The following is a 13,446-nucleotide window of genomic DNA, read 5'->3' as shown; positions in this document are numbered from 1 at the left end:
GTCTGACCTCGCGGTCCGACCGTCATCAATAGACGGTCTGGTAGATCTCGAGCGCATCCTGCTCTGTCACATCCCGGGGGTTATTGATCAGCAAACGCTGTTGCTGCATCGCGTCCGCAGCCAATGCCCCGAGAGCGGTCTCGTGAACCCCGACATCACGTAGCCTCAAGGGCAGACCGCTTCCCTTCAACAGGGTCTCGATGCCCACGATGAAGCGTTCGCAATCGTCAGCAACCGAGGAAGAGCGCGGCTCTCGAGTCAGAATTGGTGCCAACTCTGCATAGTGTTCGGCTGCCGCCACCGCATTGAAGCGAAGCACCGCCGGCAGCACCAGGGCATTGGATAAACCGTGGGGCACGTGGTAATGGCCGCCCAGGGGGTAAGCCAAGGCATGCACTGCCGCTACCGGCGCATTGGCGAACGCCTGGCCGGCAAGACAGGAACCCAGCAGCATGCTTTGCCGTGCATCGAGATCGTTGCCGTCCTGCAGCACCCGGTCGATATGGCCGACGAGAAGGCGCAAGGCTTCCTTGGCCAGCATATCGGACATCGGATTCTTGCGAATCTTGCTCGTGTAGGCCTCTATCGCATGCACCATGGCATCGATACCCGTGGCCGCCGTTACATGGCGCGGCAACCCCACCGTCAGGCCGGCATCCAGCACGGCAACGTCCGGAAGCAACACCGGCGAGACAATGCCCGACTTCGTCGTTTCGCCTGTCGTTACGATGGAGATCGGCGTCACCTCGGATCCCGTGCCCGCCGTCGTGGGTACCTGCACCAGCGGCAGCCTATCGGCTTGTATCTTGCCGATGCCGTAGGCCTCCTGCAGCGGCTGGCGGCAGTGCGGATGAGCAAAGTACGCCACCAGCTTTGCTACGTCCATGGAGCTACCGCCGCCAAAACCGATGATCAACTCGGCACGCATCTGCCTGGCTTGCTCGATTGCCTCGAGCACCACCGTTTCGGGCGGGTCTGCCACCACACCGTCGAAGACCTCTACCGAAGCTCCATGCTCTGTCAGGCCTGACACCGAGGGCTCATGCAACCCCAAATCGGAAATACCGGGATCGGTGATCAAAAAGATCCGCTTGGCCGAGAATTGGCTCACCACCTCATGCAGGCATGCAGCCGCTCCCTGCTCGACCACCAGCTTTCGCGTGGTATTGAATTCGTAACTGAGCATCATTCCTCCTCGCTCGTTCTCACAAGGTCGCACGCCGCCATGATGTGAGATTTCATTATCGATGAGGACCAGTCACCATCTCCGGCCGCGATAGCGGCTACGAGATCGCGATGGTGTATCAAGCTGCGCTGCTCGTCCTTGGCTGAGAAGAAGCGATAGGACCTGATCAAAAACCCTATATCCATCAGCGACAGCGCTGTTTCTTCGAGCTTGGAGTTGTCTGCCAATTTCAGAATCTTGGTATGAAACTTGCGATTCAATACCGATAGGGACTCGACCGTTTCCGGCGCCAGCCGATAGCTTTCCATTTCCTCGCAGATGAGTTCGAGATCCCGAATATCCCTGGGTGTGGCATTGCGTGCGGCAAGTCCCGCAGCACAGCTTTCCAGGCACGCCCTAACCTGGAAGATCTCGATGGCATCCTTCCTTGTCCAACCTCTTACAGCGGCACCGGAATTGGGATGAAAAACCACGAACCCGTCCTGGGCAAGGCGATGCAGCGCCGTACGAACGGGTGTTCTACTGGTTCCCACCCGGTTAGCCAACTCATCCTCGCGCAACCTGTCATTGGGCTGATACTCACCGGCAAGAATCGCCTCACGTATGATGATGTAAGCCCTTTCAGGTGCAGGCAGGTTAGCGAATTTTGGACTCTCTGTATCTAAAACTTCCATATTCTCACCTTGCGCCATTTTTCTGACAAATCACGATTCGCCTCATGTATGCTTGACATACCCCAAGCTTTCTCTGGCATTACGATATATTTTAATCGCGATAGGCGCCAAACAGAACAGAATCAAGCAAAGCAGAATGAGGCTGACGGGTCTGTTCAGGAAAATTCCAAGAGAAAGCTCTCCAGCCCCCTGAAAGGTTCTCATCAACTGGCGGTCCAGAATTGGCCCAAGAATGATTCCGAGAATGACCGCGATCAAAGGATAATCGTATTTTCTCATCAATATGCCAAGTGCGGCAAAAACGAGCATGATCTTCACGTCAAACATTTGCAGACTGATGGCATAAGTACCTGCCACTGAAAATACGGCTATCAAGGGAATCAATACGATAGTTGGGATGTTGATCACCTTGGCCGCGTACAGGGAGACCAGCAGGCCCGCCATGAACAGGAAGAAAGAAGCCACGATTTGCGCGAACATGATACCGTAGACGAGTCCCTGATGGTCGATGAACAACCGCGGCCCGGGGATGAGGCCTTGCAGCATGAAGGCACCGACCATGACCGCGGTTGCCAGCCCACCCGGTATGCCCAGGGACAACATGGTGGCCAACGCGCCGCCTTCAGAAGCATTGTTTGCCGATTCAGCGCTGATCAAACCCTCTTCCGCTCCTGTACCAAACTCCTCTGGCTTTCTTGAACTGCGTTTGGCTTCATTGTAGCTTACCACGCTTGCCACCGTGGCACCGGCACCGGGCAGCGCACCGATAATGACCCCGATCGTGCTCGACTTGAGAACGGTCACGGGATGTTTCAACACACGACCGAAGCCATACAACAGCCGATGCAGATTTTTCTGACTATCGCCTTTGCTCCCACTGCCTCCTGCAACATAGCGCTGCTGCAGCATATAAAAGAGTTCAGAAAAGCCGATCAGTCCTATCAAAGCGGGAATGACGGGAATGCCGTCCATCAACTCGAAGTAGCCGTGGGTACCGCGAATCGCCCCGGTCGATGTCATACCCACGGTTCCCAACAGCACCCCGAAACCACCTGCGATAATGGCTTTGAGAAAGCTGTTATGCAAGGCAGCGATGACCGTCAGCCCAAGCACGCCGACCAAAAACAGTTCGGGTGGGCCGAACATCAGCGCAACCGTGACGATAAGGGGCATGACAAGAATCAGAAAGATAGCACCAAGCAGGTTGCCTATGGCGGATGAAGCGACTGCCATGCCCAATGCCTCGCTGGCTCTTCCCTGCTTCGTCATGGGGTTGCCGTCGAAGCCTGTCACGATCGCCTGGGGTGAGCCAGGGATGTTGAGCAGGATCGAGGATATGGAACTGCCGAAATTACCGCCCGCGTAGATGGCGGTAAGAAAAGCTATCCCCAGTACAGGGCTCATCGGGTAAGTCAGCGGAAGCATGATACTGATGGCCAGAGGGGTGCTGAACCCGGGTATTGCACCAGTGATGATACCGAAGAACACACCAAGCAGAAGGATGGCCATGACCTTCCAGTCAGCTAGAAGAGCAAGACCCTCCAAGATAGGAGCAACATCGAACATGAATCATTCTCCGGCCATGTGGTTAAAACAGAATTCCTTTCGGAAGGGGGATGCTCAACCACATATCGAAAGTCAAATAAATGAACAAGGCGGTACCTGCGGGGAATGCGGCGATGATCAACCAGGATTTGACGGAGAAGAGCATGAGCAGCAGAGTCATGTACAACCATGAAGACACTACAAACCCCAACCACTCCAATCCATAAACGTAAGCCACTGTCAGTACTGCAAAAGACAGCGTCGCCACCTTGTTGGTGATTTTTCTTTCACTCACCTCACCATTGGAGACTTGACCATGCTTTCCAGCCAGGGATCGGCACACATAAGCAGCCACCAAAGCCAGGAACGCCGCGAGTATGACAAAATATATGGGCTGGATCAGAAGTAAGTTCACCTCACGTCTCGGCAAAGCACTTACTTCCAGATAATAATAGGTGGCGTAAGCCAACATCATAGAAGGCACGATGAACTCACCGCCCTTCTTGCCCAGCTCCCTGAGAAAACCCATAAGCTCTCACCTCAAGCGATTCCACCCGCCAAGAAAAAGGAGAGGCACGGCAGCGCCCCTCCCCATGGTTCAGTTTCCTGACAGCATGTCGCCGTATCTTTCTACGACCTCATGGATTTCATAAATGATTTCCTTCGATTCTTCAGGACCATAGTAACCGGAAATCAGATCCGAGCCGAGATTCTCGATATGTGCCTGGTAAGCGTCGCTGTGAAATACCTCTCGGTAAGTGGCGACGATGGCATCGAAAACTTCAGGATTCTCTTCGGCAAAACTGGTGTGTACTGCAAGAAACCGGTTATCGCCGATAGCGGGGAGGTCGGCCTCCGGAAAGGCTTCGTTCACCGGCGGGGCATCAGGCCAACCGGGAAAGGTCTCATGTGAAGAGACGGCCAGCACACGCACCTGGTCGCCAAGTGTCATATCACCGTATGCCGAAGAGAACGCTGCGTCAGAGTGGCCACCCAGCAAATCCGTGCGCTGCTCGCCACCGCCGTCGAACGTCACGATATTGGGGTTCAGCTCGAGCGTATCGAGGAATGCCAGGCCAAAGAGGTGCGTCCCGGAACCAGTCGCCATCGACATGGTAACGTCGCTTGGATTCTCACGAATGCTCTCGACCAGGTCTTCAATGGTTTCGTAGGGGGAGTCGGCCCGAACGACGATCGAGGTATAGTCGCGCTGCTCGATGTTGATGAAGGTGAAGTCTTCCAGATCGAAGTCGGCCCCTTGCGCCACGATGTTCATGCTCAGGGTCGGCTGGATACCAGCGAACAGATAGTGCCCGTTGGCCGGCGAGCCGAGAAAGGTCCTCGAGCCCAGCAAGCCTGAGGCTCCACCGCGATTGTCCACGATCATGGCGTAGTCGTGATATTCCTCCCAGTGCTGGGTCAACCCGCGAGCGAAGCGATCGATGGAACCGCCCGCACTGAAAGGAAGAATGAGGCGAACGTTTTCCGTCGGCCATTCGGCAGCATTGGCAGAAAGGGCCATGCCCGGCGCTGCGGCCACGAGGACAGCACCGGCAAAGAGCGCCTTGGCGGTCGTTTTCATCTTCGGCTGGACGGTCATACTTGCTCCTCTCTCTATTATTTTTGCGATATCGCTTTTCGCGATGACTTCAGGTGCGCCATTCCATGTGCATCGGGATTGTTCTTGGCAATATGAGTGTTTCTGGCGAGTCTCTCCATGACCGAAGCTGCTCCTTCTTGTATCCCAAACTAGTTTATTGGATACGATCAGTCAAGAAAGCCTATGGACCAACCATTGTCTAATCTTCTCCGGCCCATTCCAGGCGGGGCCTTGGCCTTAAATCGCTTCGCCACTCAATCGACTCCCATCTTGAACTTATTGTATTATATCGGTTTTTTCAGAAAGCCGGCGTCTAAAGCAAGCAATCTGGCATGGTGAATCGTACCCTAAGCAGGCGCTTCAGCCAGCCCTTACAGGCAGCCTCCTAGCTTCGATGGTAAAAATTGGATACGAAAATGTCAGGTCATATCGGCTTGATCACAACGGCGACAGGCGTCGGTGGCGGGCCGCCAGGCCAAGGCTCAGCCCTTTTGGCATACGCTTCCCCTCAGAACCGGCACCACCGGCAGAATACGTTGCACCGGAGAAAGACGCTCCTCGCGCATTTGCTCGAGCAGCAGCTCGGCCGCTGCCGTCACCATGTCCTCTACCGGCTGGCGTAGCGTGGTGAGGCGGTAGCTGGGCCAGGCCGCGACCGGGGTATCGTCAAAACCGATGATCGAGACATCTTCCGGTACGCGCAGCCCCAACTCCGCTCTCAGCGTCTCGATGACGGCAACTGCCATATGGTCGTTGGCGGCGAATACCGCATCGGGATACGGCGGCTGGGCAAATAGACGCCTTGTTGCCTCACACGCCTTGTCAAAACGGTACTCACCATTCTCTTCCGCCCAGCACTCAAGGCCCCGGGCCGCAAGCGCATCGAGAAATCCCCGCCTGCGGTGGGCCCCCGTAGAGGAAGAAGCTAGGCCATTGAGAAAGGCCATGCGGCGGTGCCCCTGGCCGGCCAGGTAGCTGCCCACCCAGTACCCACCATTGTAATTGTCGCTGGAGACCTGGCTGACTCCCGTAAAGTCCACGGTGCGATTGAACATCACCACGGGAATGCTGCGCGCGACGCACTCCTGAGCAAAGGGCGTCGTCATCGAAGCCGCCAGCATCAGGATGCCTTCGGCCTGACTTTGCAGAATCTCCGACATCACTCCAGTCGTATCGCCATCGTCGCTCACCAAGAACAGCAGCAAGTGATAGCCCTCTGACTGAAAGGCACGCGAAGCGCGCGCTAGGGTAAGGGCATAGAAGGGATTGTCGAGCTGCGATACCACCACCGCGACGGTGCGTGAAGAACGTGTGATCAGCGAACGGGCAATGGTGTTGGGGCGATAGCCCAGCTGCCGCGCCGCCGCCAAGACCTTCTCGCGGGTCTTGGCAGAAATGCTTGCCTGGGGAGAAAAGCAGCGGCTAACGGCAGATTGCGAGACCCCGGCCAGACGCGCCACATCGCGAGAGGTCACGGACCTCCGCTTCATGCGTCGCGCTCGTCTTGCAACTTGCTGTAGGCACCAAGCGCCATCAGTTGGCGGTCACGCCAGGCCTGGCGTTCGGACAGACCTTCGAGAGGCAGCGTCGAGCGCCGTTCCGCGTCCAAGGCCGCAAGGGTTTCCGCCTGCCAGGGAGAGGCCTCATCGCGCTGGGCATCCACATCGGCATAGAGCGGGCCATAACGGCGAGCGTAATCGGTCACCCCCGCCGGGGCATTGAGATCGATCGTCTCGAACGGTCCCATGAACGACCAGCGCAGCCCCAGGCCGTGCTTGACGGTCTTGTCCAGATCCTCGGCCGAGACATAGCCGTCACGGAACAGGCGCAGCGCCTCGTTGAGCAGCGCCCCCTGCAACCGATTAAGAATGAAGCCCGGCAGCTCACGCTTGACCAGCACCGGCACCTGGCCCACCTCAATCATCAAGTCCTGCGTTCTTTCGACCGCATCCTGATTGGTGTTCGGCGCTGGCACCACCTCGACGACAGGCACCAGATAAGGTGGATTAACCGGGTGCGCTACCAGACAGCGCTCCGGATGCGCCAGATGTCCGGTGAATAGCGACGCCGCAATCCCTGAAGTGGAGCTGGCCAGAATAGTGTCCGGTGCCGTTGCCGCCTCCAGGCGGCTGTATATCGTCTGCTTCACCTCGAGGTTCTCGGGGCCGCACTCCTGTACGTAGCCGGCCTCCGCCACAGCCAGCTCAAGGTCGGGCTCGACCTGAATACGCGCGAGAATCGCTTCGAGGTCATCGACCAGGTCGGCACGTTGCAGATCATGCAGTGACTGGCTAATCGCATCCGTGGCCCCGGCCAGGGCTTCTTCCTGGGCGTCATACAGCCTCACCGAGCGCCCCGCCCGTGCAAATACTATCGACCACGCCCGCCCAATCAGTCCTGCGCCCACTACCGCGATAGGCTCCGACATACTGCCTCCTTTCGGCTCGCATAACTTGAAACAAGGAAATTGCATTCGTATGCAAACGATACTAGCCTTGCGATTATCTATCTGTCGAGGTAACTCGAATACTCCTACAAATCCCAGCAGGAAACCGCCATGATCCGACGACTGAAAACGGGCGCCTCCAGCGAAGCTCGCGCCGAAGCCGACCGCAAGGTTCGTGAGACCGTCGAACAGACACTTCAAGCCATCGAGGCTCGAGGCGATGAGGCCGTGCGCGAGCTTTCGGAGAAATTCGACCGCTGGTCGCCTGCCACCTTCCGGCTAAGCCAAGCCGAGATCGAACGGGCAATATCGGAACTTACGGCGCAAGAACTCGACGACATCCGCTTCGCCCAGGCGCAGATACGCCGCTTCGCCGAGGCCCAGTTGGCCAGCATGCAAAATGTCGAAGTGGAAACGCGTCCCGGCGTGGTGCTCGGCCATAAACACATTCCGGTCAATGCCGTGGGCTGCTACGTACCCGGCGGCGCCTATCCCATGGTTGCCTCCGCGCACATGAGCGTACTGACCGCCAAGGTAGCCGGTGTCAAACGCGTCATCGCAGCCGCGCCGCCCTATCAGGGCAAGCCGCATCCGGCCATCGTGGCAGCAATGCACCTGGCCGGCGCCGATGAAATCTTGGTGCTGGGTGGCGTTCAGGCTGTTGGCGCCATGGCCATCGGCACCGAGTCCATCGAACCGGTTGACATGCTGGTCGGCCCAGGCAATGCCTTCGTCGCCGAAGCCAAACGGCAGCTCTTCGGCCGGGTGGGCATCGACCTGTTCGCCGGCCCCACCGAAACCCTGGTCATCGCCGACGAAACCGTCGACGGCCTGCTCTGCGCCACCGATCTGCTGGGTCAAGCCGAGCACGGCCCCACCTCGCCCGCGGCGCTCCTCACCAACTCCGAGGCTTTGGCCAAAGCGACTCTCACCGCCATCGATAAACTGCTGGCCAAGCTACCCACCGCCGAGATTGCCCGTCAGGCATGGAATGATTACGGCGAGGTCATCGTTTGCAACACGCACGAAGAGATGCTTCAGGTGGCCGATGAGATGGCCTACGAGCACGTACAAGTGATGACCGAAGCCCCCAATCTGTATCTCGACAGGCTGACGAACTACGGCGCGCTGTTCCTCGGCCCGCGCACCAACGTGGCCTATGGTGACAAGGTGATCGGCACCAACCATACCCTGCCGACCAAGAAAGCCGCGCGTTATACCGGCGGGCTGTGGGTCGGCAAGTTCCTCAAAACCTGTACCTATCAGAAGGTGCTCACCGATGAGGCTTCCGCCGAAATAGGGAGCTACTGCTCGCGCCTGTGTGCGCTGGAAGGCTTTGCCGGACACGGAGAGCAGGCCAACGAGCGCGTACGCCGCTATGGCAAGCGTGACGTACCCTATGCCTCAGCGGTGCCGGAATGAAGCTGCCCCAAACCCCGAGCCTGCGCCTGGATAGGCGCAGCGCTCTCGTCACCGGCGCCAGCCAGGGCATCGGGCTGGCCTGCGCCTGCGCCCTGGCTCAAGCCGACGCCCGGGTAACCCTGGTGGCACGCAACCCCGAGCGGCTGGAAGAAGTGGTAGCGGCCCTGCGCGCCGCCGGCCACGAAGCCGAAGGTCTGGCGCTGGACGTCCAAGACCAGGCCGCCACCCGTCGCGCCCTGGCGGGCCGGCGCTTCGACATACTGGTCAACAACGCCGGCACCAACCGCCCCAAACCGATTGACCAAGTCACAGAAGAGGACTACGCCGCAGTCATGGAACTCAATGTCCGGGCCACCTACTTCCTGACCCAAACGGTGATCGAAGAGATGCCTGCTGGCGGCAGCGTGATCAACGTCTCCTCGCAAATGGGGCACGTGGGTGCCAAGAACCGCAGCCTCTACTGCGCCTCGAAAGCCGCAGTGGAAGGCATGACCCGCGCCATGGCGGTCGAACTGGGGCCTCGCGGCATTCGCGTAAATAGCCTTTGCCCGACATTCATCGAAACTCCGATGACACAGCCCTTCTTTCGGGAACCCGGCTTCCGGGAGGCAGTGCTCGCTCAAATACCCCTGGATAGGCTCGGCCGCATTGAAGATGTGATGGGGCCCGTGGTGTTTCTTGCTTCGCCCGCCGCCAGCCTAATCACCGGTAGCGCCCTGATGGTCGACGGCGGCTGGACGGCTCATTGAGACCAACGATCTGGCGATATAGACCGAGTATTTCATCAGCGCCGCGCAGTCGGCCTGCTGGGTGAGCAGCCCAGCTCTTCACGCTGGGTTTAGCGAGGATTATTCACTTCTCGATCGATTATACAGCGTCAAGGCGCACTGCCCCTTTCCTCCATTGTTTATCTCGTGCCCGGGACAGCACCGTGTTGCTCATCCCGACACCAGCTTGCGGGCGAGCTTCTGGGAAGAGGTCTTGGTCGGATAGTAACTGCTCAGCATCAGCCGAACGCGCGGGCATTGCGAATCACCACGCCTCCGATCTTCAGTAGCTTCAAGCGCAGGGTGATGACCTAAGCCGTAGCATACTCGGTGCGCTTCAGATACACCCGGCGTAACCGCTCCAGCAGCAGGTAGGCCACGCCGGCCTACAGCAGCCGGTACTGGTTAGGCCACCAGTCATGGCAGCTGGTGCCGTCGGCGAAAAACCACTGTTGCTCCTTGATGCGGTTTCTCATGTCGCCGCGCGGGCAGTAGCGATGGTAATAGAGCCACTGCGATTGCCGTGCAGGTTGGTCACTACGTAGAGGGTTTTGAATCCGTTTTTCGACAACACCAGGCCGTGCTTGCTACAGATTTTTGTCGATAAATCAACAGCTTGAAATTTTACATTAGTTACACACGACACATGGATTCGCTACGATCTGCGACCAAACTGCGACCACATAACGGCATCCACTGCTGCGGACAAGCGTTCGCTGCGTAGGCAGAGTGCTTGATCGTTGGTATTTCCCGAGGTGCTCAAGGGATCTGCTGTCGGACCGAGCACCCTTCAATGGTGTTGCGCTTGGTGCTTGAGACCGCCGTACCACGAACCATTGGAGCCACGACAGTGCATCCTGTCATATTGGTATTCGGAATCCAGTATTTGATAACCCCGGACTCAGAAACTTCAGCTTTAGAATCTCTCTGATATCTAAAAACCATGGCATTTTTTATATTTCACGCCTGAGCCACATGGGCACCGCTCGTTTCGTCCGACTTTCTTAACAACCATATTCTGACGAAATTCTTCTACACTCTTCGGTTGATTCGACGGCAACTGCCGTTGGGGAGGGGGGCCATATCGCTTGATCTCACCAATTAGCTGTCGCTGCCGCCGAAGTTCCTCTTGGCCAACCGGATCAAGACCTGCCTCGTAGGGCGAGAGGCGCGTCATTTCAGCCTCAGCACTTTGGATATCACCGCAGTAAGCAAGGACGACGGCATATTGGGATCGGATGGGTATAATGTAGCTGGCAAGCTTCAGCACCTGGAGATTAGGCAAAAGGTTGGTCTCGAATATCTCCCGAGCCCCGATGTAATCATTATGTGCTACGAAATCGTCGACGAGATCCTGACCAACGCGGAAAACTGATTCCAGCGAATTGGACATGCTGTAAAACTTCATGGCATGAATGCGGGCGAGGCCAGACACTTTTTTTTGAGCGGCCCTTACCTTGGCATAAAGTTCCAATGTATCGGCGAGGTGCTTTAGGTTGTCGTCGAGGTCATGACTCTTCTTAAGCAGCGGATGCAGCTCAGGCGGGTTACGCCCCATCACAATTTGCGGAGTGAGGCCGAGCAAGTCATAGTATTCTTCAATTAGAGCGTAGGCTTCACGCTCGGCGTAATTATATTCACCCAAAAAGAACATGGAGGCTGCCGCGTTGTACCGGAAAATCCGCTTATGAGCCGGGGTGTTTTCCAGCCTATCCGCAACGGTCTTCATTAACCTCTTAGCGCCGGCAACATCTCCTGCGAGCGCCAGGACAGTCATTTCTTTCATACCAACGGCTAGCTGCGCTTCGTCTCCGAGACCATGCTCTTCCACAAGTTGATTCATCAAGGCAATACTGTCCGCTGTGCCCTCTTCTTTTCCTATTCGCATGTTGTTAAAAACAATGCCATCGAGCGCCCAAAATCGTTCATCCGGATTAAGTTCATTCGAGGTTGACGCCCTGAAAAGGTAAGGCTCGATGACCGGCCAAATGCCCATCTCATGGAACACTTCATCCCTACCAAGCTCAACTAAGGTCTTGGTATCACCGATCTCGGCTAGCATCCGGATGTACAGCACGAGCTTTTTATATTCCCAGCCTGTCTTCAATGACTGGGAGAGCATTGCCTTCAAAGCATGACGCGCGGCACTAGCGGCCTGCTCACCCATCTCGACCAGTCGAGCACGCCCGATCAACCTAATCGCATCGTGGACCTTCGTCTTGTCGCCCCCGAATATCTCAATCACGCCTGTGGTTCTCATGCCTCTAAGGTGCGCAGCGAGCTTAGACTCCTCTAGCTTCAGAGCTTCCCTGATGAACGCCGCCACCTCTTTGCGGCCAAGGGGGATGTCGCTGAGGCTGAGCACGGCTACAACCTCGGCCGTAGTCACGGGCAGCGCGTCGATAACACGGGCAAGGATCAGTTCCTGAGCGGTTTCAACAGAATGAGCCTGAGCCTCGAGGTCGCGGCAGAGGTCAGCTAGCGAACCGCCATGCTCGGAAACTGCGATCGTTACAGCATTCTGAACATAGAGCGGCAGGCCACCGGTCTGCTCCAGCAGCGACTGACACGTCGCCGCGTCAGCTCGGCAACCATGGGTGGCGGCCTCGGCCGCAACAGAGTCTGATGACCAGCCGTTTAGAGCTTCGCCCTGAATCCGTAGCCGAGCCATTAGTTCCTGACTGTTCGGTCCCGGCTGACCCAGCATAACGAAGCGAAATCCGGACGCTGCCCGCACAAGGGCCTCTACGTCAGCGGGCGGCGGCTCATGTATGTTATCGAGCACCACGGTGAGAGGCTGGCTTGACTCAATCGAGTCCCGGCTCAGGTATTGGAGGATTTCAATCCCCGAGGCACCAGGCAACAATACGTGGCCCAGGCCGCCCCCTTCTTTTCGACGTCGAGCGGCCAGTTCGCGGGCTAGTCCGGCTGAGAGGCCGCCACCAGGCACATCTCGGACATCGAAATAGGCAACTTCCCCGGCAGCGTGGACCGCAGCCTGAGCCGCCCAAGATGTTTTGCCGGCACCGGAATAGCCTGTAATTAGACGTATCGGGGAATCATCTAGGAGATTGGGCTCGTCCTCCTGCGCCCGATAATCTGGCAGGGGAGCGGGGAAAGCCTGTAACTGAACCATGAGCTGCTCGAACAAGTCCGGCAGTTCATCGGCCCGGAAGGCGTGGTCCGTGCGGGGTTCCTGACCCGCGGCGGCCAGGGTCACCTGACCAGCGAGCTTCCAGACTAAAGTATCGGGTGTCAAGACCGCAAATGGGAGCCTGCCGGCGATCTCGCGGCACGTGTCCGCCATCTCCTGCACATTGGTTTTCGGCATGGGTGTGGCAGGGTCAAACATGTCCGCTCGTCCCGGCCACTCGATGCGAACGTCCTTCGGCCACCCCCTGCTTTGCAGGCGCTCAAGTAGAGACGGACTTGGCGGGGCGCTGCTAGCGATCACGAATTCCGCGCCGCCACTCCGTTTACCGGCAGCATGGGAAGCTCGATAATCTTCAAAGCGGCTGACTGCGCCCTTGATGTCGGACCACGCCAATACTCCGGCACGATGCTTTACCTGAATATAAACGCGCTTGGCAGGACGGAGTATTTCGAGATCCTCGTCGCCCTCTACTACGACCGCCGATACATCGGTTCCAACACTTAGAAGAAGGGTTCGGGTCACATATAGATGCTGATAAAGAAAGCCTCTGTGAGTTGCCTCGATTCGGCTGAGCTGTGCAGGATCTATGACCGATGGTCGTTCAGTGTCCATACATTGCCCCACGTTGAACTCCCACTCTACATGCATGGCC

Annotated in this window: 11 protein-coding genes; 2 read left to right on the top strand and 9 right to left on the bottom strand. The window is 57.5% G+C overall.

The features are described from left to right. Positions 1-25: 25 nt before the first annotated feature. The 7 genes from I4484_RS05180 to I4484_RS05150 all read right to left on the bottom strand — a co-directional run bounded on the left by I4484_RS05180 (position 26) and on the right by I4484_RS05150 (position 7,433). Positions 26-1,186, bottom strand: coding sequence for an iron-containing alcohol dehydrogenase (locus I4484_RS05180; RefSeq protein WP_197449931.1), 1,161 nt, complete (start codon positions 1,184-1,186; stop codon positions 26-28). Further along, entirely contained in the window at positions 1,186-1,860 is a 675-nt protein-coding gene (locus I4484_RS05175; protein WP_197449930.1) for a GntR family transcriptional regulator, read from the bottom strand. Before I4484_RS05175 ends, I4484_RS05180 begins: the two co-directional genes overlap by 1 nt. 42 nt (positions 1,861-1,902) lie before the next feature. After that, complete coding sequence (locus I4484_RS05170) at positions 1,903-3,426, bottom strand: tripartite tricarboxylate transporter permease (protein ID WP_197449929.1); 1,524 nt, start codon at positions 3,424-3,426, stop codon at positions 1,903-1,905. Between the two features lie 22 nt (positions 3,427-3,448). After that, entirely contained in the window at positions 3,449-3,934 is a 486-nt protein-coding gene (locus I4484_RS05165; protein WP_197449928.1) for a tripartite tricarboxylate transporter TctB family protein, read from the bottom strand. A 69-nt stretch (positions 3,935-4,003) separates the two neighbouring features. Further along, on the bottom strand, positions 4,004-5,005 hold the full coding sequence (locus tag I4484_RS05160) for a tripartite tricarboxylate transporter substrate binding protein (protein ID WP_197449927.1): 1,002 nt from the start codon (positions 5,003-5,005) through the stop codon (positions 4,004-4,006). Positions 5,006-5,487: 482 nt separating this feature from the next. Further along, entirely contained in the window at positions 5,488-6,495 is a 1,008-nt protein-coding gene (locus I4484_RS05155; protein WP_197449926.1) for a LacI family DNA-binding transcriptional regulator, read from the bottom strand. Next, positions 6,492-7,433: a 3-hydroxyacyl-CoA dehydrogenase gene (locus tag I4484_RS05150; protein WP_197449925.1), complete on the bottom strand. Its 942-nt coding sequence runs from the start codon at positions 7,431-7,433 to the stop codon at positions 6,492-6,494. The genes I4484_RS05155 and I4484_RS05150 overlap by 4 nt, the downstream gene beginning before the upstream one ends. Positions 7,434-7,562: 129 nt before the next feature. On the opposite strand from I4484_RS05150, the gene hisD reads away from it, so the two are divergent. Beyond that, positions 7,563-8,873, top strand: a complete 1,311-nt coding sequence (gene hisD / locus I4484_RS05145) for a histidinol dehydrogenase (protein WP_197449924.1) — start codon at positions 7,563-7,565, stop codon at positions 8,871-8,873. Continuing rightward, entirely contained in the window at positions 8,870-9,622 is a 753-nt protein-coding gene (locus I4484_RS05140; RefSeq protein WP_197449923.1) for an SDR family NAD(P)-dependent oxidoreductase, read from the top strand. Before hisD ends, I4484_RS05140 begins: the two co-directional genes overlap by 4 nt. 404 nt (positions 9,623-10,026) lie before the next feature. Here the strand turns inward: I4484_RS05140 and I4484_RS21030 are convergent, their stop codons facing one another. Further along, positions 10,027-10,116, bottom strand: coding sequence for a hypothetical protein (locus I4484_RS21030; protein ID WP_368408048.1), 90 nt, complete (start codon positions 10,114-10,116; stop codon positions 10,027-10,029). Positions 10,117-10,574: 458 nt separating this feature from the next. Then, the gene (locus tag I4484_RS05130; RefSeq protein WP_197449922.1) at positions 10,575-13,406 is read right to left on the bottom strand and encodes an SEC-C metal-binding domain-containing protein; all 2,832 of its coding nucleotides are present in this window, start codon (positions 13,404-13,406) and stop codon (positions 10,575-10,577) included. Positions 13,407-13,446 lie beyond the last annotated feature (40 nt).

The sequence above is a fragment of the Halomonas sp. SS10-MC5 genome (assembly GCF_015992245.1).
In the GTDB taxonomy this organism is placed as follows: domain Bacteria; phylum Pseudomonadota; class Gammaproteobacteria; order Pseudomonadales; family Halomonadaceae; genus Halomonas; species Halomonas sulfidoxydans.
This window is presented reverse-complemented; position numbering and strand designations above follow the sequence as displayed.